This window comes from Qipengyuania aurantiaca, assembly GCF_019711375.1.
In the GTDB taxonomy this organism is placed as follows: domain Bacteria; phylum Pseudomonadota; class Alphaproteobacteria; order Sphingomonadales; family Sphingomonadaceae; genus Qipengyuania; species Qipengyuania aurantiaca.
In genome coordinates, this window is sequence record NZ_CP081295.1 from 1665111 (window position 1) to 1688297 (window position 23187).

Genomic DNA, 23187 nt, shown 5'->3' on the forward strand with positions numbered 1-23187 from the left:
GAGCCAATCCCCGCCCCCGCCGTTGAGGGGCCATGTTCTTCGAAGAAACCTGGCTCGACCTCCTCGCCCGCGGTATCATCCTCAGCTTCATCGGCCTCGTCTGGGTGACGCTCCTCATCCGGATCGTCGGCCTGCGCTCGCTGTCCAAGATGACGAATTTCGATTTCGTCATGACGGTTGCGCTGGGTTCGGTCCTCGCCAATGCGGTGACAACCGACAAGTGGATCACCTTCTGGCAGTGTCTCGCCGCCATGGTCGGCCTGTTCCTCGTGCAGGTCATCGCCTCGAAGATCCGCAAGACCTCCGACACGGCCGAGGATATCATGCAGAACCAGCCGGTCTTCCTCTATAAGGACGGCGCCTTTTGCGAAGAGGCCATGACTTCGGCGCGCGTCTCGAAAAGCGATGTGATCGCCAAGATGCGCGAGGCCAACTGCCTCTCGCTCGACCAGGCGCAGGCCGTGGTGCTGGAGGCGACCGGGGACGTGTCCGTCCTCCACGGCGATACGCTCGACGAGCGGATCCTGGAGGACGTGAAGACCGTCTAGCGGCGGCTATCGAGCCATTTGGCGAAGGCGACACCGCCGGTGATGAGAAACGGCACCAGCACGATGCTGAGCACGACCTTGGCTAGCACCTGCCCAATCAGCAGGTTTCCGATGGGGAACTGGCCGTAAAAGGCGAGTGTGATGAAGATTACCGAATCGATGGCCTGGCTCAGCGCCGAGGCAATCGCGCCGCGCATCATCAGCGACAGCGTGCCGGTATTCTCGTCATTGCCGCGCAGGCGCGAGAAGATCCAGACGTTGAGCAGGAGCGAGACGATGTAGGCCGCCGGGCCCGCCGCCCAGACGCGCCAGATCGTGGCGTGGACCCGCTCGAAAGCGGCGAGATCGTCCGCCCTGCCACCGGCCATTTCGGGAGAGGCGGGCAGGTTGAGGACAAGCTGCATCAGCAGCGCGGCCAGCAGCAGCGGCAGGAAGCCCCACCACACAATCCGGTTGGCCAGTTTCTCTCCGTAAAGCTGGGCAATGGTGCTCGAGATCACGACCAGCAGGAGAAAGGCGAAAATGCCGGCCTCGACCGCGAGGTCGGTCGGGTAAAGCTGCACCTGCTTGAAAGCCAGCACGCCAGCCAGCACGGTCATTCCGCCATATACGAGCGTGTAGACGAAGAGGCCTAGCGGCGTCGTTGCGGCGTGGATGCGGGTTTCGTTGGCCGGTGCGGTCATGGTGATTACGGGCGTGCCTTCGTGACTGGTGATAGCCGAAGCTGGAAATACGACCGCAAATTGACTAATCGGGGCCGCCGCGCAAGGTAGCGGCTGATTTCATCCGCAACTAGTCCTTGTTGCTCCCAGTGCACTGCGAAGGGGTCCGCATGCCACCTGTAGTAATCAATCTTCTCGGGATCCTCGCGATCCTGGCCATCGCCTTCCTGCTGTCGACGGGCAAGAAACGCATCAAGCTGCGCGTCGTCGGGGCGGCGTTCGCGTTGCAGGCCGTGATGGCGCTGCTCGTCCTGCGTACGCCCTGGGGCGTCGACATGATCCAGGGCATGTCCAACGGGGTCATCGCCCTGCTCGACTATTCCAAGGTCGGTATCGAGGCGATTTTCGGCCCCATGGGGTCCAACCCCTTCACCAACACCTTCCTCATCGCCGCCCTGCCGGTGATCGTCTTCTTCGCGGCCATCGTCTCGATCCTCTACCACTGGGGCATCATGCAGCGGCTGGTGCGCTGGGTCGGCGGCGCGATCGGCTGGATCACCGGCATCAGCAAGGTCGAGGCGCTGGGCAGCGCGGCGAACATCTTCGTCGGCCAGTCGGAAAGTCCGCTGGTGGTGCGGCCCTATCTCGCCGCGCTCACGCCGAGCCGGCTGTTCACTCTCATGGCCGTTGGCATGGCCGGCGTCGCAGGGACCATCCTCGCCGCCTACGCCAGCTTCATCGGTTCGGACGCGGTTCCCTTCCTCCTCGCCGCCGCCTTCATGTCGGCGCCGGGCGGGATCCTGATGGCCAAGATCATCATGCCCGACGACGAGAGCGAACTTGCCCGCAACGCCGCCGAGCTTTCGGGCACAGAGGACGAGATCGTCCTGCCGAAATCGCGCATCAGCGCCGAAGGACCGGCCGCGCTCACCGAAAGCGGCAAGCCGCACGAGGTCGAGGTGGCCGAGACGTTCGAGGAAGGCCACAAGCCCGCCAATGTTATCGAAGCCGCCGCGCAGGGCACGCAGACGGGTGTGAAACTCGCCGTTGCCGTGGGCGCGATGGTCATGGTCTTCGTCGCGCTGGTTGCGCTTGCCAACGGTATCCTCGGCGGGATCGGCGGCTGGTTCGGCTATCCCGATGTCACCTTCCAGCAGCTGCTCGGCTATGTCTTTGCGCCTGTCATGTACATGATCGGCATTTCGGACTGGAACCAGGCGCAGTTCGCAGGTGGCCTCTTCGGGACCAAGATCGTGCTCAACGAATTCGTGGCCTTCATCGAACTGGGCGCGATGGAGGCGGGCACGCTGACCGCGCGCAGCCAGGCCATCGCCACTTTCGCGCTGTGCGGCTTTGCCAATTTCAGCTCGATCGCGATCCAGATGGCGGTGACGGGCGGCCTTGCGCCGAACCAGCGCCCGGTGATCGCCAAGCTCGGCCTGCGGGCATTGGCCGCCGGCAGCCTCGCCAACCTGATGAGCGCCGCGCTGGCAGGACTCTTCCTTCCGTATTAAAGGGCGCAGCCATTATGACCGATTCGAACACCGATATCGCGGTTGTGTCGCTGGCACAGCCGCTTGAGAGCATTGCCGAGGACCTCGGCCGCAGTTTCCAGCAATACGGCTTTGCCGTCATTCGCGATCACGGCATCCCGCAGGAGCTGATCGACAAGGCGGAGAGCCTGTCGAAGGAATTCTTCGCGCTGCCCGAGGATGTGAAGAAAGCCTATCACATCCCCGGCGGCGGCGGCGCGCGCGGCTACACGCCCTTCGGCACCGAGAAGGCCAAGGACGCAAAGGTCCATGACCTGAAGGAATTCTGGCACGTCGGACGCGAGCTGCCCGAAGGCCACCCGCTGGCCGAATACATGGCCGACAACGTCTGGCCGGAAGAAGTCGACGGGTTCAAGCAGACCTTCGGCGATCTCTATTCCGCCTTCGAAACCGCCGGCGGCCGCGTGCTGGAGGCGATCGCCATCCACCTCGGCCTGCCGCGCGAGTTCTTTGCTCCGACCGTCGAGGACGGCAATTCGGTAATGCGCCTGCTGCGCTATCCGCCGCTCGAAGGCGAGGAAGCGGAAGGCGCGATCCGTGCCGCCGCGCATGGCGACATCAACACCATCACCCTGCTGCTGGGCGCGGAGGAGGCAGGTCTCGAACTGCTGACCGCGGATGGCGAGTGGAAGGCCGTGGCGCCGCCCGAGGGCGCGCTTGTGGTCAACATCGGCGACATGCTCGACCGGCTGACCAACCATAAATTGAAGTCGACCCAACACCGCGTTGTCAATCCGCATGGGGAAGCGGCCTACCGGGCGCGCTATTCGATGCCCTTCTTCCTGCACTTCAGGCCCGACTACATGATCGAGACACTGCCTTCGTGCATCGACCCGGAAAACCCGGCCGATCACCCCGAGCCGATCTCCAGCCACGACTATCTGATGCAGCGCCTGCGCGAGATCAATCTCGCCTGAGGCACGCCCCGGCGTATGCAAAATGACAGCCCCCGAATCTTTTTCGGGGGCTGTGTGCTTTTTGCAACAGCAAAAAATCCTTGAAAAGAAACGATTTTCCGAAGGTTTGGTGTGGCCCGTCCACACTGGCCGGGCCGTTGTCTTGACTCTGTCACAAAAGGATAGCTTTGGCGAAACATCGTCAGCCTAGCGGGGCGGCGCATCACAAGTGCTTTTCCATTTTTCAATCTGAAGAGACGAAGGGGTCTTCTCCGATGAAGTTCAAGTATCTCCTTGCTGCAAGCGCCGTAAGCCTTGCCGCGACCGGCGCGATCGTTGCCACTCCGGCAGCTGCGCAGCAGATCACCTCGGGCATCGAGGGTCAGGTCGTTGGTGACACCGGCGCAGCAATTTCCGGCGCGTCGATCACCGTAACCGACACGCGTACCGGTCAGAGCCGCACCCTTACCTCCGATGCCGACGGTTCCTTCCGCGTCGGCTCGCTTCCTCCCGGCGGTCCCTACACCGTTACTGCTACGGCAGCCGGTTTCGAAGGGCAGACGGTCGAGAACATCTTCATCAATATCTCGGGTAACACCGAGTTCACTTTCGAGCTCTCGCAGGGTGCAGCTGAAAACGTGATCGTCGTGACCGGCGCGCGTGCCAACGTCCAGCAGCTCGCTGTCGGACCGGGTACTGCTTTCGGTAGCGATACGCTCGAAGATTTCCCTTCGATCACGCGCGACGTGCGCGACATCATCCGCCTCGACCCGCGTGTCAGTCTTGAGCGTGACAACGACGTCGACCGTATTTCGTGTCTCGGCGGCAACGACCGTGCCAACACCTTCACCGTCGACGGCATCGTCCAGTCGGACGTCTTCGGGCTCAACGGCACGCCTTTCGCATCGCGTAACTCGCTTCCGCTTCCGTTCGATGTGATCGAGCAGACCTCTGTCGAATTCGCGCCTTACGATGTCGAATATTCAGACTTCACCGGATGTCTCGTGAACGTCGTTACCAAGTCCGGTACGAACAAGTTCCACGGCTCGGCATTTTACACCTATTTCGACGAGAGCCTCCAGAACAACGAAGTCGAATTCGCCGATGGCACGGTGCAGGAAGTCAACGCGGGCCGCGAAGAACGTTGGGGTGCGACCCTCAACGGACCGATCATTCCCGATCGCCTCTTCTTCTCGCTTGGCTATGAAGAAGTGAAGCTGCAGGACGGCTTCAACGAAGGTCCGTTCGGTTCGGGTGCTGCGAATGAAGTCAACTTCGTCACCCAGGCCCAGTTCGAACGTTTCGCGCAGATTGCTCGTGACGTTTACGGCCAGGACATCGGCGGCGCGCCGCAGCAGCTGCCCGAAGGTAACGTGCGCTACTTCGGCCGTCTCGACGCCATCATCAATGATGACCACCGCCTCGAAGCGACCTACCAGCGTCTCGAAGAAACCAATGTCGAGCAGGACACTGGTGACAACACCTTCACCGGCTACAATTCGTTCGAAGACGAAGGCACGATTTCCGACTACTACTCGGCCCGCCTCTACTCGAACTGGAGCGATACCGTTTCGACCGAGCTTCGCCTGAGCCGCGCCGAAGTTGGCGACGTTCAGGGCCCGGTCGGCTTCAACGAAGCCCAGGCCGAGAATCCGACCGTCCGCCTCGTTGTCGGCATCGACAATGCATCCAACGGCCTGATCCCCGACGGTGACGACGGCGGTTTCGCAACCGGCCCCGGCATCTTCCGTTCGGCCAACCAGCTCGACACCAAGATCGACCAGGCTCGCTTTATCATGAACATCGATGGCGGTGACCATCAGTTCAAGCTCGGCGCAGAACTGAACGATCTGGAAGTCTACAACCTCTTCGCCATCAACGCGACCGGAACGCTGTTCTTCAACGGTCTGGACGACTTCGAACAGGGCCTTCTGGCAGGCGGTTCTACCGGTAGCGCTTTCTCGAACCCTGACGACATCGTCACCGGCGGTGCTGGCGGCGGTACGATCGCCACCGGCATCGACGGCGACATCAACAATGCCGCCGCTCGCTTCAGCCGTCAGATCTGGTCGTTCTTCGCACAGGACGAATGGCAGGCTACCGACCAGCTGAGCCTGGCCGCGGGTCTCCGTGTCCAGCTCTATGATGGTGACGCACCGCGTGCCAACCCGCTGTTCCTGCAGCGTTACGGCTTCACCAACGCCAACCCCTTCAGCCGCATCGACCCGGTCCTGCTGCCGCGTGTCGCTGCAACCTATGAACTTGACAATGACGGGCTCTTCTCGAACACCCGCCTGACTGCCGGTGTTGGTCTTTTCGCAGGTGCCGACCCGGTCGTGTACTTCTCGAATGCCTTCTCGAACGACGGTTTCTCCTATGCGAACGGAGACACGGGCGATTGCGATGCCAGCGAACTCACCATCGACCCGGCCACCGGCCAGATCGACGTTGTCACTGGTGGCAGCTTCAACGGTATTCCGCAGTGTGCAATCGATGCAGCTGCAGCCGACGCCGGTGCCGGCCGCGGTGAAATCCAGTCGACCGATCCCGATTTCGATATCCCGACGGTTGTCCGCGCCAATCTTGGCCTCGCGACCGATTTCGGAACCGAAACCGGGTTCTTCTCGAACTGGCGTCTCAACCTCGATTACATCTACAGCCGCTACAACGACACGCTTGCAATCGTTGACCTGACACAGGTCGTCGATACGCGTCAGGCCTTGGACGGCTTCACTATCGATGGTCGTCCGATCATTGCGGCAATCGACCCGCTCGCCGACGGATGTAACGCCGTGTTCGTTGGCAATCAGCCGCCGACCTACACCGGTGTCACTGACGAATGCTTCAACACCGGTATCGACGAGTATCTGCAGCTGACGAACGGTCCGAGCTTCGACAGCCACAACGCTTCGATCCTGCTCAGCAAGCGCTTCGATGGTGGCCTCATCACCGATGGCGGTACCGTGAACTTCAGCCTCGGCTACGCTTTCAGCGACAGTGAGCAGACCATCAACGCCCGCTCATCGACCGCTGGTTCGACCTTCGACGGCACGGCTGTATTCGATCCGCAGAACCCTGCTATCTCGCAGTCGGGCTTCGAAACGCGTCACAACATTGTCCTGGCCCTCAACCTGCGCGAGCAGTTCTTCGATGGCTATGATACCGGTCTGGGCATCTTCTTCCGAGCTTCGGAAGGTCGCCCCTACAGCCTCGTGTTCGACGACGAATTCCCCTTCTTCCGGGATTCGGGTTCGGCTGAGCAGAACATCCTGGCCTACATACCGACTGGCTTCGATGACCCGAACATCGCTCCGCCGGAGTTCGATGCCGACGGCAATTGGACGCGTGTCGGTTCTGACCCGGTAGCACTTCAGCGCTATCTCGATGCGCTGAACGGTGAGGGTATCGTGAGCGAACTCAACTGCGAGTTCACTCGCGGCCAGACGATCGAACGTAATACCTGCCGCAATCCGTGGTTCTTCGACCTCGACCTGCGTCTCAGCCAGGAGCTCCCGTTCATCGGCAGCTTCACGGGTGTGACCGACGACTCAATCGAGCTGTATGTCGACTTCGACAACTTCCTGAACCTGCTCGACAGCGGCTGGAACGTCCGTCGTTCGCTGGGCGATTTCGACGGTCGTGTTGACCTCGTTGACGCGACCTACGACAGCGAAGGTCGCTACGTGATCCGCGATTTCAACGCTTTTGCCGGTCAGGCCGGAACCTCGGTCTCGAGCAGCATCTGGCGCATCCAGGTTGGAGCCCGTTACAAGTTCTAATTCTGTAGGACTTGATGAAACAGGAAAGGGCGGTCCTTCGGGGCCGCCCTTTTCATTTGCGCGCTGGGAATTGGCTCAGGCGGCTTCGAGTAGTTCCTGCGCAAGACGCTTGCGCACGTCCTTTTCCACCCCGGCGCGCAGCGCGCGTTCGAGCGCGGCGGCCTTTTCGCCCAGCGCTTCCTCGCCGAACATGCCCGCGGTCCCGGCCAGCTTGTGAACCGTGCGCGCGAGGTTTTCGACAGGCTTCCCCTCCAGCTCGTCCTCACGCAGGGCTAGCGTCACTGCCTCGATGGCTTCGCTGCGCCGCGCGTTCCAGCGTTCGAGCATTTCGGGCGAATGGCGCGGCTTGGACGAGCCGGCGACCGCTTCGCGGCTCCTAGTCTCGTCGACGATCTTCACCGGCAGCCAGCGGGCGAGCGCTGCGGCGAGTTCCTTGAACACCAGCGGTTTCGCCAGATGGTCCTGCATCCCCGCATCATGCGCCGCGGTGATGTCCTCGGGGTAAGCGTTGGCCGTAAGCGCGACGATCGGCAGCTTTGCCGGGCCGAGACCGCCCTTGCGGATCATGCGCGTGGCGGAATAGCCGTCACACCCCGGCATCTGGATATCCATCAGCACGAGGTCGAAAGCCTGCGGCGTGTTCGCCGCTTGCAGCACCATCGAGACCGCCTCCAGCCCGTCATGCGCCACGCTGACCTTCTGGCCGAGCTGCTCGAGCATGGCGAGCACCAGCATGCGGTTCACATCGTGGTCTTCGGCCAGGAGGATGCGCGCCTTGCTTGCTGGGCGCGCGAAGCTTTCCGGCTCGTCCGACTTGGTCTGCGCACCCCCGGCCGCCACTTCGAGTGGGACGCGCAGGGTAAAGCGCGAGCCGATGCCGGGCATGGATTCGACCACGAGCGACCCGCCCAGCAATTCCGCCAGCTGGCGCGAAATGCTGAGGCCAAGGCCCGTGCCGCCAAAGCGCCGGGTGGTGGTCGCCTCTTCCTGGATGAAAGGGTCGAAAATGTGCTCCAGCCGCTTGGGATTGATCCCGATTCCACTGTCCTCGACCGTCAGGCTGACCCATTCGCCCTCTTGCGTTACGCGGACCTCCACCACGCCCTGTTCGGTGAATTTGACCGCGTTGGAGATGAGGTTGAGCAGGATCTGCCGCAGCCGCAGTGGGTCGCTGACGATGCGACGCGGCAGGCCGGGGGCGCAGTCGAGCGCGATGCGGATGCCCTTGCGGTCGGCGCTGGCCGAATGCAGGCCGACGCAATCTTCGGCAAGCTGGCGCAGGTCGAACTCCTCTTCGTTCGGCACGAGCTGCCCGGATTCGATCTTGGATATGTCGAGGATATCGTTGAGCAGCATCATCATCGAGCGGCCCGACCGCTCGATCAGATCGGCGTAGCGCGCCGCATCGTCGTGCAGCTTCATCTGGCGCAGCAATTCGGCAAAGCCGAGCACCCCGTTCATGGGCGTGCGGATTTCATGACTCATATTGGCGAGGAACTGCGCCTTGGCGCGCGCGGCGTTCTCCGCATGGCGCGTGGCGCGCTTGAGCTGGCGTTCCAGCTCGACCCGCAAGGTAATGTCGCGCGCCGAAACGATGATCCCTTCGCGCTCTCCGGTTCTCCGGTCATAGGCAATCGCGCAATCGGCCTCGATATAGACGGGCTTGCCGTCCTCGTCGTCGAGCAGGCGGCGGTAGGTGAACCGCTCGGTCTCACTCTTGCCGGAGAGCAAGCGGTCCTCAACCCCGGCGATATCTTCGCGCGATTCGGGATGCGCCCGTTCGGAGGTGACCGAGCCGAGAAACGCTTCCGGCCCCACGCCTAGCACGTTGCGGGTGGAAGGCGAGGCGTAGGTGCACACGCCGTGGAGATCGTAGCGCAGGATCGCGTCTGTGATGTTCTCGGCCAAGAGGGCCAGCTGCTGCTTTCCCAGCGCCAGCTCGCGGTTCATCCGCTCGCGTGTGGACAACACGGCGGCCACAGGCATGCCGACGATCATCGACGAGGCGAGGAAAGCCTCGAGCAGGAAGATCTGCACGTCGCCCGGCACCGGATAAAGATGGATCGGCCCCATCCCCATCGCAGTGCAGATGGTTGCGATCACAGCGACCTTCATGACCGAGAAGGCTGTGCCAAGTGTGCCGAGCTGGAAGGCATGAGCGATCACGATCGGCGGAACGAGGAAAAGCAACGGGTAGGCGGTCTGGGTAAAGACGAGCAGCGTGACCGTCGTGCCTCCAATGGTCATCGCCATCCATTCGAGTGCCTCGCGGCGGGTAGGCCGACGGAGCTTTTCGAAAGCATCCCACAGGACCATGGTCGATGGTGCAAGGATCAGCATGCTGAGCGCGTCGGAAGCAGCCCAGCGTGCGACACCGGGCAAAAGGCCTGCGTCGCCACTCAGGGCGACATTTGCTACAATCGCGGAGGCAAGCGGGGCAGTGAGCCCGGCGGCAACCATGAAGCGCGACAGGTCACGCGTCTCCCCCATGTCCGGGCGCGGTCCGCACCAACGGCGCACGAGTGTAACCGCGACCCAAATCTCGACGAAGTTGGCGCTAGCGAGGACGGCGGCGGTGAACGGGCTGTCCCCGACCACGAGATTGGCGAAGACGTTGCCCGCGTAACATCCGCCAAGCAGCGCCGCCTCCGATTGCAGGCGTGTCCGCAGCAGAAAAGCGACCGCCAGCGCGTTGGGTAGCCAGACGACGGCAATCCGGCCCGAACCGCGCGTCAGCTCGATGCTGGTGTAGGCAAGCAGCCCGAAGATGATCGCCCCGGCGCAAGCCCAGGCCAGCTTCTTCATCCAGGCGGCGGCCTCCAGGCGGGGAGGCAAGGACTGAATCTGCGCTTGGGCCATTGCGTGTCTCACCCCCGGAGCTTGCGGAAGGCCCGCCAGCGCGGCCCCTTGTGGAACGTGGGGGGCATCTCCCCGTTTGTGCGGATATGGCCGAACAAGCGACCAGCTACAGCACGACGAAAAAGCGACCCAACCCCTGGGTAATCGCTCTTATACTCCTGATTCACATAGGAATCCTCTACGTACTCGCACGTAGCCTGGCGCCAAATGCAGTCAGCAACGTCGAACGCTCGGTGGTTTCCGCTTTCACAGTGACTGTGACCGCGCCGCCGGAAGAGACGCCCGTGGTCGAGCCTGAACCCGACGAGGGGGCGCAGGGCGATCCCGGTGAAGAGGCGGTTCCGCAGCCGGTCACCGCACCGACCCCGCGCCGCCAGTTGCGCGAGGATCGGCCCGTACCTCGCGCCTCCTCCACGGGCAGCGCGACCACCTCGGGCGCGACCCAGTCGGGCGAGGGAACCGGCGCGGCAGGCTCGGGCACCGGAACAGGCGCAGGACGCGGCGGCGGCGGGCAGGGCGGCGTGGCGGCCACCAAGCCGGTGCTCACGCGCTCGATCAGCGATGTCAGCGCCTTCCCCATCCCGCCGGGCGGGCGGCAGGCGCGCATCGGCAAGTCGGTTATCGTAAGGCTGATGGTGTCGGCCGAGGGCCGGGTGACGGCCTGCTCGGTCTATCGCGCCAGCCCCTTCCCGGAGACCGATGCCGTGGTCTGCCGCCTGTCCTACGACCAGATCCGCTTCGAACCGGCGCGCGATGCGGCGGGCAATCCGGTGGCCGCACCCTTCTATTACCAGCAGCGCTTCTTCAACTGAGGCTTGCATCGGGGCGGGTCTTGCCGCCAAGGGCTGAGGCGCGGCACAAGCGCCGCATGCCCGGAGGATCGCGCCCCGTGATACAACCAGTCATCCTGTGCGGCGGTGCGGGTACGCGGCTCTGGCCCCTGAGCCGACCCGAGCGTCCCAAACCCTTCCTGCCGCTGGTGGGGGAGGGGACGCTGTTCGAACAGGCGCTGGGCCGCGTGGCTGACACTTCGCGCTTCGCAGCGCCGCTGGTGGTGGCCGGCGAAGCGCATGCCGATTTCATCGCCTCGCAGGCGCACTGCCATCGCCTGATCGTCGAGCCGGTCGCCCGCAACACGGCGCCTGCCATCGCGCTGGCGGCGCAGAGCGTCACGCCCGATACGTTCCTGCTCGTCTGCCCGAGCGACCACCATATTGCCGACGAGGCGGCGTTTCTTGCAGGGGTGGACAAGGCCGCCACACTCGCGCGCGAAGGCTGGCTGGTCTGTTTCGGCGTCGAACCCGACCGGCCCGAGACGGGCTATGGCTATATCGAGCGCGGGGCGGCCGAGGGCGCTGGCCACCGGATCGCCCGCTTTGTCGAAAAGCCCGACGAGGCGGCCGCGCGAGTCTATCTTGCCTCGGGGGACTTCGCCTGGAACGCAGGCATCTTCGTCTTTCGCGCGGGCGACTTCCTCGAAGAGCTTGCTCGGCACCGTCCCGAGATGGCGGGGCACGTGGCGGCGGCGATGGAGCGCGGTCAACAGCAAGGCGCGGGGTTCTATCCCGATGCGGAAGCCTTTGCCGCCATCACGGCGGAAAGCATTGATTATGCCGTGATGGAGAACACCGCGCGCGGCGCCGTGGTGAGCGCGGCGATGGGCTGGTCCGACATCGGGAACTGGGACGCGCTGATGGCGGCGCAGGATGAAGACGCCCAAGGCAATGTGGCCGCGGCGAAACACGATCTGGTCGATTGCACGAATGTGATGGTGCGGAGCGACGGGCCGCGCGTCTCGGTGCTGGGGCTGGACGATGTCGTCGTCGTGGTCGATGGCGACGAAGTGCTCGTCACCCGCCGCACCAGCGCGCAGAAGGTCGCAACCCTCAAGGGCGCGCGCGGGGAATGAGCGGGCTACTTGGCACGACGCGGCTGCTGAAGCCCTGGGGGCGCAGCGACCTGCCGCCGCCCTTCGCCGACGACAGGGGCGAGCCGGTGGGCGAGATCTGGTTCGATGTCCCGCCGCTTATGCCGAGGATCCTCGCCAAATACCTTTTTACGGGCGAGCGGCTGTCGGTGCAGGTTCACCCGCAGGCGGAGCACAGTCCGACCGGGGTGGGCAAGGACGAATGCTGGCTGGTGACAGACGCGTTACCCGGTGCGCGGCTCGCGGTCGGCTTTCGCGACCGCTTCGAACCCGACGAGATCCGCCGCGCCGCGCTCGACGGGTCGATCGAGGATATGCTCGCCTGGCACGGGGTGACGCAAGGCGACTTTATCTACGTGCCCTCCGGCACGATCCATTCGATGGGGCCGGGGCTGACTCTGGTCGAGATCCAGCAGAACACCGACATCACCTACCGCCTTTACGACTACGGCCGCCCGCGCGACCTCCACCTCGACGAGGCGATGGATACTATCCTTGGCGCGCCGCATCCCGAAGATTTGCGCACACGGGTCGATGCGGATACGGACCGCCTGCTGGTCGATGGCGCGCATTTCCGGCTCGGCCATTGCGCCGGCCCTCCCGGTGACGCCATGCGCGAAGCGTTTGGCGGGCCGGTACAGGTCCTGCCGTTAGAGCGTCATTGCACCATCCTTGGCAAAACGGTGCAGGCCGGTGGTTCCGGCTGGGCCCTCAGCCTGGCCGAGATCGATTTCAGCAATTCGGGCCACTGTCTGCTGCTCGCTAACCCTCAGCCTCGCCGAGGATCTTGACCAGTTCGGCCTTGCCATAGGGCTTTGTCAGCAATCCTTTCGCACCCAGTTCCTCGACCCGGTCGGCCATTTCGCCATAACCGGTCGCCAGCCAGAAGGTGATGCCGCGGCGCGCCAATTCTTCGGCCACGCGCTCGCTGCTTTCCTTGCCGAGGTTGAAGTCGAGGATCGCAAATTCCGGCTCCTGCTTTTGCAACAGGGCGAGAGCCCCAGCGACCGTGCTCTCGACGAACACCTTATCGACGCCGAGCTCGTGCAGACAATCCTCTGTGTCGAGCGCAATAATCATGCTGTCTTCGACTAAAAGCACGCTTTCCGGAACCGTATCCAACGATTGCTGACCCCCTGCATCGCTCTTCGCGCCGGACCTCCCTGCGCTTTCGCCCTCGCTCCAAGTGACGTGGCGCGCCGGCACGCAGAATTGCGCGACGACGCCCGAAAGCTTGTAATCGATGCTCGCCTCGCCGCCGAGTTCGAAGGGGATCGAGCGCTCGATGATGGTCGAGCCGAAGCCGCGCCGGGTCGGCGGCTTGACGGGCGGGCCGCCCTTTTCGGCCCAGCCGAGTTGCATCGATCCATCCGCGTTACGGGTAACCTCGATTTCGAGGACGCCCGTGCTGTCCGACAGCGAGCCGTATTTGGCCGAATTGGTGATCATTTCGTGCACCACCAGCGCCAGTACGGTGTAGGCCTCCGGCGCGATCTGGACTTCGGGGCCGTTGAGGTGAACGCGGTCCTGCTGGCCGGAGAAATAGGCGTGACTTTCTGTTTCGACCAGTTCGCGCAGCGGGGCGGCGGACCAGTTGCCCTTGGTGATATTGTCATGCGCCGAGGCAAGCGAGGAAATGCGCCCGCCGACGATGTCGGAGAACTCTTCGATGGTGCGCGCCTCGCGCTTCGACTGGCTGATGAGGCCGCGGATGAGGTTGAGGATGTTGCGCACGCGGTGGTTGAGTTCCGCGATCAGCAGTTCCTGCTTGGACTGCGCCTTTGCGCGCTCCTGCATGGCTTCGTCGGTCAGGCGCAGGATGATTTCGAGCAGCGTCACGCGCAGCCCCTCGGCTACCTGTAATTCGCCTTCGGTCCACGGGGAGCTGCGCCCTTCGACCGATTCCTGCCAGGCCTCGAAACTCTTGCGCGGGGTCAGACGCGCGCCGTTGGGTCCGTATTCGACCGGCTTTTCCGGGTTTCCGGCCCAGAGCACCTTCTGGGTCAGCGGTTTGCGCCACAGGATCAGGTAATCGCGCGGCGTTCGCGAAACGGGAATGACCAAGGCGCCAACGGCCCGATCCTCGAAACGCTCGGCCTTGGGGATGCGGTCGGCAAGGGCGGCCGTCGACAGGATACGGCTGGTCGCGGCGCTGTTGAGCATGGGCGCGATGGCGCGGAACTCTTCTTCGTTTGGAGCGGCGCCCCGGGCATCGTAAATATCGTCGACGAAGACGCTGGCGCCGTCATGCGGGATGACCTGCTGGATCACCGGAGTGAGCATCGGCAGGCTCTCGTTCAGCGGCGTACCGGCGGCGATATCGCGCATCAGCTTGTCGTGCACCTTGCGTCCGCTTTCGCGTACCTCTTCGGTCTCGCGATAAAGCGCGCGTTCGAGCATGAGCGAGAACAGTTCGGAGAAGAGTTCGGCCGCGGTGCGCTGCGAATAGGGCAGGATCTTGGGGCTGTAGTGATGGCAGGCGAAAAGGCCCCACAGCTTGCCGTCGATCACGATGGAGATCGACAGCGATGCGCCGACACCCATGTTGCGCAGATACTCGATGTGGATGCTCGACACGGCGCGCAGCGTGCTCATCGACAGGTCGAGCGGCTCGCCTTCGGTGCTGGTGCCCGGCTCGATGGGCACCGGTTCTTCGTTCACATCGCTGATAATGCGGAAACGGTTGCGCTTGTAGAGTTCGCGCGCCTGCGCCGGGATATCGCTCTTGGGATAGCGCAGGCCGTGAAAGCCTTCGAGATCGTCGCGCTTGGCTTCGGCCACGACTTCGCCCGAGAGATCCTCGTGGAAGCGGTAGACCATGACCCGGTCAATATCGAGCGACATGCGTAGCTGCCGCGCGGCCTCGCTGACCAGTTTCTCGACGCTGTCGAACTTGTCGAGCCGCGCCATGACCGGGCGCAGCAGGCCGAGCTGGCGGTTGATGTCGCCTTCCTGATGAGGCTCGATCTCGATGATGGTGTAGTGGCCAGAGGTGTGGATCGCGCAATCGAACAGCGTCCCTTTGCCGAGCAAGTCGAGGCCGAAAAGGCGTTCGGTCTGGTCGGAATCGATGAGCGCGGCCACCGCGCTGCGCAGGCGCTGACGGCCCTTGTCGCTCACGAAAGTGGAAAGCCGTGAGCCGATCTCGACCGGTTCCTCCAAGCCGAGGATTTGCTCCAGATTAGCGGAGCGCTGGGCGAGGAACCAGTCGGAATTGACTGCGATAAGCGCGCCGAAGGACTGGATGTGGCCGAGCTGGTGGATCGGCTCGCGATCGCAGCTGGTCAGGTCAACCTCTTGTGTCACCTCGCTCATGCCGCCGCCTCCAGTTCGTGGCGCGTGAAGGCGGCCTCAAACACGGCAAAGGCTTTTTTGGCTCCGAGCACCGCTTCCGCAAGCTCGATGTGAGCAGGCGCGTTTTCGAGCACCGCCACGAGCTGGCGGAAATAGTTGGCCATCTGCGTGTCGGACAGGAAACGCTCGGGCCCGATGCATCCGGCCTTGTTGCGTTGCACCAGGATGGCGCGGTTGCCCATGGACGAACCGGACACGACCCAGGCCGCGCCAAGCGATTGCGACGCGTTGGCGAAACGCGTCTGCGGTGTGGCGCTCGTTGCGCGGTAGCCCATCTCGGACAGATCGGCCGCGAGGGACGCAAGCTGCGAGGGCATAGGAGCGAGGTCAGGTAGGGGATGCTTGGCAAGCGCGGGCTCGATCGCACTGCGCGCTCCGAATTGCGCCGTGAGGAAGGCCGAATAATCGGCCGTGTTGCCTAGCGGCAGCCCGCCGACGTGTGCGTCGAGCCGCGCGTGGACGGCTGCGGTTGCTCGCTTCAGTTCAGTTCGCAAATTAGGACCCCCGTCCAACGCCATTATCGCCCCTCGTGTTGCGACCCCGGCCAGCGATGAAGGAGCGCAGACGAGGCTAGGGCCGAATGACCCCTAAAGTTCCAGACGGGTAAGCGATTGGGGTTGCGAAAAGTTCCTGCCGCGAGAACATATTCCTCGCTCGAAGTCCTATTCGGCGGCCAGCAGCTTCTGCCCCTTCTTGCGGATAGCGCCCGCGATGATAGGTTCGACGAAGGAGAGCGCTGGGGGAAGGTCGATTTCGAAGACCACTTGCGTCTCCTCGATCAAAACCTGCGCGCGGGTAAGGTTGCCCATGGCGTTGATATCCAGCGCCATTCGGTCTTCGTCGGGCCAGCTGGTGGTGACCTCGGCCACGCCGCCGGGGATCGCATCGCCGATCTCGTGGCTGCGCGCGTGCAGGCGACGGCGGACCTCTTCCTTGCCGAGCTGGTGTTGCAGGGGAACGCGCATCAGGATTTGTGCTCCAGCTGGGGGGAGGTCTCGGCGCCTTGGCCGAACTTGTAGTCGAGGTAACGGTGCTTGATCGCCAGATCGTCGAGCGATCCTTCGGCAAGCTGGCGCGTGATCGAATCGATCTCGCCGCTGATCTTGCCGAGACTGTCGGTCAGCTGCTCGTCGGGCGTGGCGCCGGCGCGCTTCTCCTTGCGCAAATGCGCGGGGATCTTGCGATAGCTGTCGATCATCTCGGGCAGCTGCTCGCCCACCAGGCTGCGCACCTCGCGGGCCTTGGGGTGGTTCTGGTCGACGCCCTGGAGCTGCAGGCCGAGCGCGTCGAGCTGCACGCCCATGTCGCTGACGATGGCGGCCGCCGGGGCGGGTAGGGCCGGGCGCTGGCTTTCCAGCCAGAGCTCGGTCCGGCCGACCATGTCCTGCACATTGCCCTTGTTGAGGCTCTCGCGCTTGGGTGTCTTGAGCTTGGGGTAATTGCCCAGCACGGCAACCGCGACCACGCTCGCCACGATCAGCGCCATGACGCCGGCAAAGCCGATCCCGTTCAACACCAGCCCGGCAACGCCTGTCGCCACCCAGATCGCGAAGAGGGCAAGCGCGATGTTGCGGATGCGCTTGACCCAGATGTCCTTCTTGATCTTGGCCGACCCGCGCCCGATCGAGACTTCGCGCCGGTGACGGCCGCCGGTGCGGTTGTCGTCGAGAACGCGCGCGGAATCGGCCAGGATGCGGTCGCTGTCGCGGGTGAGATCGCCCATGGGTTAGCCTTCGATGCTCAGCAGGCTGTCTTCGGCAATACGGTTCTGCGCCTGGCTCTGGCCTTCGGCGCGCGCGATGTAGCCCTTGGACTTCTCGACCTCGTCCGACAGGACGGTGACGGTCTGCTTCATGCTTTCGAGCGCGCGGACCTTGAAGTCGTCGACCTCGTCCATCGTGTCGTAGATGTTCTGGAAGGCACGCTGGAGCGTTTCGAGCGGGATCGTGCTGGCGGCGGCCTGCTCGTGGATCTTGCCCGTCTGATCGCGCAGCATGGTGCTGGTGGAATCGATGATGCCCGCCGTCGTGTCGTTGAGGGCGGTGATCTGGCCCAGCACAAGGCGCTGGTTGGTCATCGCCTCGGCCACGGTCACTGCCGTGCGCAGCGCGCCTACAGTGGTGGTGCTGGCGCGGTCGACGCCCTTTACCAGCTCGACATTGTTCTTCTTCACGAGGTCGAGCGCGAGATAGCCCTGCACGCTCACCGCCATTTGCGTCAGCAGGTCCTGCGTGCGCTGGCGGACGTAGAACAGCGCCGTCTCGCGCACGGCCTTGGCTTTGGCCGGGTCGGTCGCGTCGAGTTCGGCGGCCTTTTCCTCCAGCTTCGCGTCCAGCGTGTTGGAGATGTGGATCATCTGTTCCAGATTGCCCATCGCTTCCCACAGCTTCTGACGTTCGACGTCGATGGCGGCGTTGTCCATGATCAGCTCGTCCTTGCCGCTGGCAAGGTTGCCGAGGATCGACTGGATATGCGTCTGCGCGCTCTGGTAACTGCGGAAGTAATTGGTCAGCTTGTTGCCAAAGGGAATAATGCCGAGGATCTTGCGCGTGCCCGACAGCTTGCCGCGCTTGCCCGGATCGAGATCCTCCACCACGCGGCGCAGCTCGGCAAGGTTGGCGCCGACGCCTTCGTCCTTGTCCATTGCGCGCACGGGGCGATCAAGAAAGCGGTTCGACATGCCGGCCGCCGCCATGATTTCCTTGCGGCCCATATTGGTCAGCTGGTCGACCTTCTTGCCGAATTCGGGCGAATTCGCGTCCTGCGCGATCAGGTCCGCAACGAAACCGTCGACCTTGGTTTCGAGCTTGCTCTTCACCTCCTCCGAGACCGGAACGAGCCCCGCAGCCTTTTCAGGCGCGACGGCGGGTACCGGATCGGGCGGGGTCAGATCGAATTCGGGCGGAGCCGCCGTCGTGGTGGGTGCGGTCGTGGGCGCAGCAGCCGTGCCAGCCTGCGGTTTTGCGTCACTCATGTCGGGCGAAGACCTCCGTTCAATTCCTGAGTCTGTATTAGGAAACTAAGACAGGATATTCAAGCAGGGTACGCTTATCCGAGGAAAGAGTCCCGAAAAACAATAATCTATGCTATGCGAGTCGCGGGGGGCCGTTCTAGGCCAAGCGGGGACGCGTCATGTCAGCTATCTCGGTCAAGCAGCTTGCGGGAGAAACCGACCTGTTGCTCGCGGCGATTCTGGATCAGAGCCAGGATTGCATCAAGCTTCTAAGCCCCTCCGGCGAAATCGAATATATGAACGAAAACGGTCGCCGCGTGATGGCGATCGAAAACTTCGCCGACATTGTGGGCCAGCACTGGTCGAATTTCTGGCCCGAAGAGACGCGCAAGACGATCAACACTTCGATCGACAAGGCGCGCCGCGGACAGCAATCACGTTTCGAGGCGCTCTGCCCCACGCTCGACGGTACGCCAACCTGGTGGGATGTCAGCGTCGGACCGGTTTGCGACACCGCCGGCAAGGTTCGCCACATCCTCGCCACCTCGCGCGATGTCACCGATTACATGACCCGCCGGCTCAGCGAACAATTGCGCCGCGAAGAGGCGGAGCAGCACGCCGAATTCTCAGAAAGCGTGGCGCGCGAAATGCGCCACCGCCTGAAGAACCAGCTCGCCGTAGTGGGCTCGGTCGCCAAGCTCCTTTCGCGCCATTCGGAAACGGCCGAGGAAATGCAGATCAAGCTGGAGCGCAAGATTTCCGCTCTCGCCAAGGCGCAGGACATGCTGACCGTGCACCGGGACGAGCCGGTGACTGCGTCTGCGGCGATCGAGCAAGTGCTCGGCGCAAGCGGTGCGGGCGAAGCGATCGAGGTGCTCGAAATCCCGGAGGTGCGCCTTGGCGACGACGGGGTGCAGCAACTGGCCCTGATGCTTGGCGAATTGCAGACCAATTCGCTCAAATACGGCGCGCTGCGCCGCGACAAGGGCAAGATTACCCTCTCCGCGACGCGGGAAGACCGCACCCTTTGCGTGCATTGGCACGAAGATATCGGGGAGCCGCTCGCCAAGCCCGAACACGTGGGCGCCGGCATGACCTTGCTCCAGCGCCTCGGATCGACCGGCAGCCATCGCGGGAAGGTCGAGTGGCACAGCACCGGACCTGCGGCGACTTTCTACCTGCGCACGCTGCCCTAGGGCGCTTGCCCTATCCGCCGAACGTGCCCGCCAGGCTCTCGATCACCTGGCTGCGAATGACCGGCTTGTCGATGCAGCGATGATCGCGAAAGTGGATCGGGAATTCGCGCGTTTCGCACTGCGCGCTTATGAAAATCATCGGCACGTTGTTGCGGCGCAGTTCCTCGGCAACCGGCCAGACGAATTCGCCGGCAATATCGATGTCGAGGAGAGCAGCGTCGATCTTTTCATTTCGCGCCAGGTCCATGCCGGTATCGAGATCGAGCGCGGGGCCGATCGATTGCGCCCCGGCTTCGGTGACCAGATCTTGTATGTCGAAGGCAAGGACGGGGTGATCTTCAACGATCAACACCCGTTTGCCAGGCAAGTGTCTCATCGGTTTCGTCCGTATGTCTTCGCGTTGCCACCCGCTTGAACATACTTCTGGAAACGAGAGAAAAACGGCGGAGTTCCGCCGGAAATCGACGATTCCGCACGGCTCGTGGAGCCGCGCCGGCTTCGCCAACAATATCAAATGTCAAATGCTTGGAGCGCTCGTTCAGGCGGCCATTTCCAGCTCGATCGGCTGGATTTCGCCCGAAAGATAGAGGCGCTTGGCCTTGGCCCGGCTGAGCTTTCCGGAGGAGGTGCGCGGAAGGGTGCGCGGGGGCACGAGTTCGACCACGCAGCTCATGCCGGTGACGCCGCGAACCTTGTCGGCGATCTGGTCGCGCAGCTTGAGGCGCTCTTCGGGCTCGGATACGCGGCAATGGACCAGCACGGCGGGTGCTTCCTCGCCATTTTCCGTATCGATCGAGAAAGCGGCTATGTCGCCGTGGTTGAAGCCGGGCAGCTGCTCGACCGCCCATTCGATATCCTGCGGCCAGAGGTTCTTGCCGTTGATGATGATCATGTCCTTCGCGCGGCCGACGATGAACAGATAGCCATCGGCGAGATAGCCCATATCGCCCGTGTCGAGCCAACCTTCGACAAGGCAGTCGTTCGTGGCTTCCTCGTTGCGGAAATAAGAGTGCATGACACTCTTGCCGCGGCACCAGACCTTGCCGATCTGGTGGTCGCCCTTCACGGCGCCATTCTCGCCGCGGATCTCGACTTCCATGCCCGGCAGCGCCTTGCCGCAATTGACGATGGCGCGGTAGCGCGCGGGCTTGGAAAGGTCGCGCGGGCGGCCCGAAAGGCGCTCTTCCTCGACCAGTTCGACGCGGATACCTTCGCCCGGCGGCATGACGGTAACCGCCAGCGTGGCCTCGGCCAGGCCATAGCTGGGCGTGAAGGCCGAGGCGTTGAAGCCGGCTTCGGCAAAGGCGTTGACGAAGTTCTGCATCACGTCGGGCCGGATCATGTCCGCGCCATTGCCGGCGGTGCGCCAGCGCGAGAGATCAAACCGTTCCGACACATGGCTCTGGCTAGAAATGCGGCGCGCGCAGATGTCGTAGCCGAAGGTCGGCGAATAGCTGAGCGTGTTGCCCTTGTTCCGGCTGATGAGGTCGAGCCAGGAAAGCGGGCGACGGGCAAAATGCTCGGTCTTGACGTAGTCGACCGAGGCCTGGTTGGCGATCGGCGAGAGGAAGCAGCCGACGAGGCCCATGTCGTGATACCACGGCAGCCAGCTGACCACGCGGTCGTTCTCGCCAAGGTCGACGCCGGTGGCGTGGCCGTAAAGATTGTGGAGCAGTGCCTCATGCGTGACGGCGACGCCGGTCGGGAAGCGGGTCGAGCCGGAGGAATACTGGAGATAGCTGATATCGTCCGGACTGGCCTCTGGCAGTTCGCATTCGGGGCCTTCGCGAGTGGCGAAGATATCCCAGCTTTCGCCCTCGCAGCCCTGCTGGTCCGCGGCGGCCTTCGCCATTTCGGCGATTTCGGGCGGATAGATCAGGATCTTGGGATCGCTGCTGTCGAGCTGGACCTTGAGCTGGTCGATATAGCTGTCCTTGCCGCCGAAGGTCGTCGGCAGCGGCAGCGGTACCGGCCAGGCACCGGCATAGATGCAGGCGCAGAACAGAGCGGCGAATTCGGGGCTGGTCTCGGCGACCAGAGCCACACGGTCGTCCTTGCCGATCCCGCTGGCGACCATCTTGTAGGCGAAGTCGAGCGCGTCCTTGCGCATCTCGGCAAAGGTATACACGCGCGACAAATTGCCGCGCATATCGTGAAAATTAAGGCCCTTTTCGCTGCGCGCAGCGTAATCGATCGCCTCGTTGAAGGTGGCAAAATCGCTCCTGCGTCGCGGCAGGTTGCAGTCGTTCGGCGTCGGCGTCAAAACGGCGTCGGTCATATTTGCTTTTTATACCTTTTGAAAACAATGCCTTAGAGGCGACCCTCGTGCGAACAGATGCCACCCTCCCACAAGCGACAGCCTTTTCAGCCTTTCCCATTCGTCAAGGTTTGTGGCACGAATATGGCCGATGCCTGATGGTGATGCAACACGAAGGCGCACTCGTCGCACACCCAAACCGCTCGACCGCAGGCGGATGAACGACCTCGCGCTGCATTATGTTGCGCGTTTCATGACCTCCTCAGGAAAGCTCGAGGCCTACCTGAAACGCAAGCTTCGCGAGCGGGGCTGGGAGGGTGAGGAAGGCCCGGATATTGCAGGCCTGGTCGCGCGCTTTGCCGAGAAGGGCTATGTAGACGACGAAGCCTATGCGCGGATGAAGGCGACCGGGCTGCTGGCACGTGGCTACGGCGCGCGGCGGGTCAACGAGACCTTGCGCGCGGACGGGCTGGACGAGGAGGTGCGGGCGCATAATGTCCCTGCCGACAGCGAGGCGCGCGAGGCGTTGCTCGCCTATGTGCGGCGGCGAAAATTCGGCCCCTTCGCCGCGCCTGTTCGCGATAAAGGTCCCGAAGCGGCACACAAGGCGCGCGAAAAGCAGCTTGCCGCGATCCTGCGCGCAGGCCATTCGTTCGAGCACGCCCGACGCGCGGTCGAGGCGCCAACGATTGCGGAGCTTGAGGAATGGGTCGAGGAAGCGCGGGACTGATCGCAGCTGGTGCATTGGCGGCCCTTGCGGCCTGTTCGGGACAACCAGCAGCCGAAGCGCCCGAGCAAGCTGAGAGCGCCCCGACCCATCACCGCGAATCGGGCCTCGCCCTCGTGCCGGTCACGGTTTCCACGGGCGAGACCTCGCATGCGTTCACCGCCGAACTGGCGGACACTTCGGAACTGCAGGCCAAGGGGCTTATGTTCCGCACCAGCCTTGGCCCCGACGAAGCCATGCTCTTTCCAAACGAAAAGCCGACCGCGCGCAGTTTCTGGATGAAGAACACGCCGATCCCGCTCGACATCATCTTTGTCGGGCTCGACGGGCGGATCACCAATATCGCCGCCATGGCCGAACCCTATTCCGAAGAGCAGATATACTCGGTCGGCTCGGCGAGCGCGGTGCTGGAAATCGCGGGCGGCCGCGCGGCGGAACTCGGGATCGAGCCGGGCGACGAGGTCACCTGGTAGGCG

Annotated in this window: 19 protein-coding genes; 10 read left to right on the forward strand and 9 right to left on the reverse strand. The window is 63.4% G+C overall.

Annotation, left to right across the window (positions count from 1 at the left end; genetic code table 11):
* The first annotated feature begins 32 nt into the window (after nucleotides 1-32).
* On the forward strand, nucleotides 33-548 hold the full coding sequence (locus K3148_RS08090) for a DUF421 domain-containing protein (RefSeq protein ID WP_221424331.1): 516 nt from the start codon (nucleotides 33-35) through the stop codon (nucleotides 546-548).
* Here the strand turns inward: K3148_RS08090 and K3148_RS08095 are convergent.
* On the reverse strand, nucleotides 545-1231 hold the full coding sequence (locus K3148_RS08095) for a queuosine precursor transporter (protein ID WP_221424332.1): 687 nt from the start codon (nucleotides 1229-1231) through the stop codon (nucleotides 545-547). The two genes, K3148_RS08090 and K3148_RS08095, sit on opposite strands and share 4 nt — an antisense overlap.
* A gap of 149 nt (nucleotides 1232-1380) precedes the next feature.
* Between K3148_RS08095 and K3148_RS08100 the strand changes: the two genes are divergently transcribed.
* From K3148_RS08100 to K3148_RS08110, 3 genes are all read left to right on the forward strand, one after another.
* Entirely contained in the window at nucleotides 1381-2724 is a 1344-nt protein-coding gene (locus K3148_RS08100) for a NupC/NupG family nucleoside CNT transporter (RefSeq protein WP_221424333.1), read from the forward strand.
* A 14-nt stretch (nucleotides 2725-2738) separates the two neighbouring features.
* A complete protein-coding gene (locus K3148_RS08105; protein ID WP_221424334.1) occupies nucleotides 2739-3680 on the forward strand; it encodes an isopenicillin N synthase family dioxygenase in 942 nt (313 codons plus the stop codon).
* A 254-nt stretch (nucleotides 3681-3934) separates the two neighbouring features.
* Nucleotides 3935-7438 carry a TonB-dependent receptor gene (locus tag K3148_RS08110; RefSeq protein WP_221424335.1) on the forward strand — a complete coding sequence of 1168 codons (3504 nt, stop codon included), beginning with the start codon at nucleotides 3935-3937 and terminating at the stop codon, nucleotides 7436-7438.
* Nucleotides 7439-7513: 75 nt separating this feature from the next.
* Here K3148_RS08110 and K3148_RS08115 read toward each other — a convergent pair whose 3' ends face one another.
* Nucleotides 7514-10273, reverse strand: coding sequence for an ATP-binding protein (locus K3148_RS08115; RefSeq protein WP_221424336.1), 2760 nt, complete (start codon nucleotides 10271-10273; stop codon nucleotides 7514-7516).
* Between the two features lie 110 nt (nucleotides 10274-10383).
* On the opposite strand from K3148_RS08115, the gene K3148_RS08120 reads away from it, so the two are divergent.
* Genes K3148_RS08120 through K3148_RS08130 form a run of 3 tightly spaced genes read left to right on the forward strand, consistent with a single transcriptional unit; the run spans nucleotide 10384 to nucleotide 13015 of the window.
* Complete coding sequence (locus K3148_RS08120) at nucleotides 10384-11109, forward strand: energy transducer TonB (RefSeq protein ID WP_221424337.1); 726 nt, start codon at nucleotides 10384-10386, stop codon at nucleotides 11107-11109.
* A gap of 56 nt (nucleotides 11110-11165) precedes the next feature.
* Nucleotides 11166-12206: a mannose-1-phosphate guanylyltransferase gene (locus K3148_RS08125; protein WP_221424338.1), complete on the forward strand. Its 1041-nt coding sequence runs from the start codon at nucleotides 11166-11168 to the stop codon at nucleotides 12204-12206.
* Nucleotides 12203-13015, forward strand: coding sequence for a class I mannose-6-phosphate isomerase (locus K3148_RS08130; protein WP_221424339.1), 813 nt, complete (start codon nucleotides 12203-12205; stop codon nucleotides 13013-13015). Before K3148_RS08125 ends, K3148_RS08130 begins: the two co-directional genes overlap by 4 nt.
* Here K3148_RS08130 and K3148_RS08135 read toward each other — a convergent pair.
* The 5 genes from K3148_RS08135 to K3148_RS08155 all read right to left on the reverse strand — a co-directional run bounded on the left by K3148_RS08135 (nucleotide 12987) and on the right by K3148_RS08155 (nucleotide 18552).
* Nucleotides 12987-15539: an HWE histidine kinase domain-containing protein gene (locus K3148_RS08135; protein ID WP_221424340.1), complete on the reverse strand. Its 2553-nt coding sequence runs from the start codon at nucleotides 15537-15539 to the stop codon at nucleotides 12987-12989. The two genes, K3148_RS08130 and K3148_RS08135, sit on opposite strands and share 29 nt — an antisense overlap.
* Complete coding sequence (locus K3148_RS08140) at nucleotides 15536-16072, reverse strand: biliverdin-producing heme oxygenase (protein ID WP_221424341.1); 537 nt, start codon at nucleotides 16070-16072, stop codon at nucleotides 15536-15538. Before K3148_RS08140 ends, K3148_RS08135 begins: the two co-directional genes overlap by 4 nt.
* Before the next feature lie 168 nt (nucleotides 16073-16240).
* Nucleotides 16241-16543 carry a polyhydroxyalkanoic acid system family protein gene (locus tag K3148_RS08145; protein WP_221424342.1) on the reverse strand — a complete coding sequence of 101 codons (303 nt, stop codon included), beginning with the start codon at nucleotides 16541-16543 and terminating at the stop codon, nucleotides 16241-16243.
* Nucleotides 16543-17301: a hypothetical protein gene (locus K3148_RS08150; protein WP_221424343.1), complete on the reverse strand. Its 759-nt coding sequence runs from the start codon at nucleotides 17299-17301 to the stop codon at nucleotides 16543-16545. The genes K3148_RS08145 and K3148_RS08150 overlap by 1 nt, the downstream gene beginning before the upstream one ends.
* Nucleotides 17302-17304: 3 nt before the next feature.
* Nucleotides 17305-18552, reverse strand: a complete 1248-nt coding sequence (locus K3148_RS08155) for a toxic anion resistance protein (protein WP_221424344.1) — start codon at nucleotides 18550-18552, stop codon at nucleotides 17305-17307.
* Between the two features lie 158 nt (nucleotides 18553-18710).
* Here K3148_RS08155 and K3148_RS08160 point away from each other — a divergent pair, with 158 nt between their 5' ends.
* Nucleotides 18711-19727, forward strand: a complete 1017-nt coding sequence (locus K3148_RS08160) for a PAS domain-containing protein (RefSeq protein WP_221424345.1) — start codon at nucleotides 18711-18713, stop codon at nucleotides 19725-19727.
* A gap of 10 nt (nucleotides 19728-19737) precedes the next feature.
* Here K3148_RS08160 and K3148_RS08165 read toward each other — a convergent pair whose 3' ends face one another.
* Both K3148_RS08165 and K3148_RS08170 read right to left on the reverse strand, forming a co-directional pair.
* Complete coding sequence (locus tag K3148_RS08165; protein ID WP_221424346.1) at nucleotides 19738-20076, reverse strand: response regulator; 339 nt, start codon at nucleotides 20074-20076, stop codon at nucleotides 19738-19740.
* 189 nt (nucleotides 20077-20265) lie between these two features.
* The gene (locus K3148_RS08170) at nucleotides 20266-22005 is read right to left on the reverse strand and encodes a fatty acyl-AMP ligase (RefSeq protein WP_221424347.1); all 1740 of its coding nucleotides are present in this window, start codon (nucleotides 22003-22005) and stop codon (nucleotides 20266-20268) included.
* Between the two features lie 196 nt (nucleotides 22006-22201).
* Between K3148_RS08170 and K3148_RS08175 the strand changes: the two genes are divergently transcribed.
* The gene (locus K3148_RS08175; protein WP_345719524.1) at nucleotides 22202-22714 is read left to right on the forward strand and encodes a regulatory protein RecX; all 513 of its coding nucleotides are present in this window, start codon (nucleotides 22202-22204) and stop codon (nucleotides 22712-22714) included.
* Nucleotides 22690-23184 (forward strand): DUF192 domain-containing protein, encoded by a 495-nt coding sequence (locus K3148_RS08180; RefSeq protein WP_221424349.1) that lies wholly within the window; start codon nucleotides 22690-22692, stop codon nucleotides 23182-23184. The genes K3148_RS08175 and K3148_RS08180 overlap by 25 nt, the downstream gene beginning before the upstream one ends.
* The last annotated feature ends 3 nt before the right edge of the window (nucleotides 23185-23187 follow it).

Coding starts and splice junctions, on each gene's coding strand:
- K3148_RS08125 (WP_221424338.1), top strand. CDS start 11,166: ATGCCCGGAGGATCGCGCCCCGTGATACAACCAGTCATCCTGTGCGGC.
- K3148_RS08090 (WP_221424331.1), top strand. CDS start 33: ATGTTCTTCGAAGAAACCTGGCTCGACCTCCTCGCCCGCGGTATCATC.
- K3148_RS08095 (WP_221424332.1), bottom strand. CDS start 1,231: ATGACCGCACCGGCCAACGAAACCCGCATCCACGCCGCAACGACGCCG.
- K3148_RS08175 (WP_345719524.1), top strand. CDS start 22,202: ATGAACGACCTCGCGCTGCATTATGTTGCGCGTTTCATGACCTCCTCA.
- K3148_RS08105 (WP_221424334.1), top strand. CDS start 2,739: ATGACCGATTCGAACACCGATATCGCGGTTGTGTCGCTGGCACAGCCG.
- K3148_RS08130 (WP_221424339.1), top strand. CDS start 12,203: ATGAGCGGGCTACTTGGCACGACGCGGCTGCTGAAGCCCTGGGGGCGC.
- K3148_RS08135 (WP_221424340.1), bottom strand. CDS start 15,539: ATGAGCGAGGTGACACAAGAGGTTGACCTGACCAGCTGCGATCGCGAG.
- K3148_RS08180 (WP_221424349.1), top strand. CDS start 22,690: ATGGGTCGAGGAAGCGCGGGACTGATCGCAGCTGGTGCATTGGCGGCC.
- K3148_RS08150 (WP_221424343.1), bottom strand. CDS start 17,301: ATGGGCGATCTCACCCGCGACAGCGACCGCATCCTGGCCGATTCCGCG.
- K3148_RS08120 (WP_221424337.1), top strand. CDS start 10,384: ATGGCCGAACAAGCGACCAGCTACAGCACGACGAAAAAGCGACCCAAC.
- K3148_RS08110 (WP_221424335.1), top strand. CDS start 3,935: ATGAAGTTCAAGTATCTCCTTGCTGCAAGCGCCGTAAGCCTTGCCGCG.
- K3148_RS08100 (WP_221424333.1), top strand. CDS start 1,381: ATGCCACCTGTAGTAATCAATCTTCTCGGGATCCTCGCGATCCTGGCC.
- K3148_RS08145 (WP_221424342.1), bottom strand. CDS start 16,543: ATGCGCGTTCCCCTGCAACACCAGCTCGGCAAGGAAGAGGTCCGCCGT.
- K3148_RS08155 (WP_221424344.1), bottom strand. CDS start 18,552: ATGAGTGACGCAAAACCGCAGGCTGGCACGGCTGCTGCGCCCACGACC.
- K3148_RS08160 (WP_221424345.1), top strand. CDS start 18,711: ATGTCAGCTATCTCGGTCAAGCAGCTTGCGGGAGAAACCGACCTGTTG.
- K3148_RS08170 (WP_221424347.1), bottom strand. CDS start 22,005: ATGACCGACGCCGTTTTGACGCCGACGCCGAACGACTGCAACCTGCCG.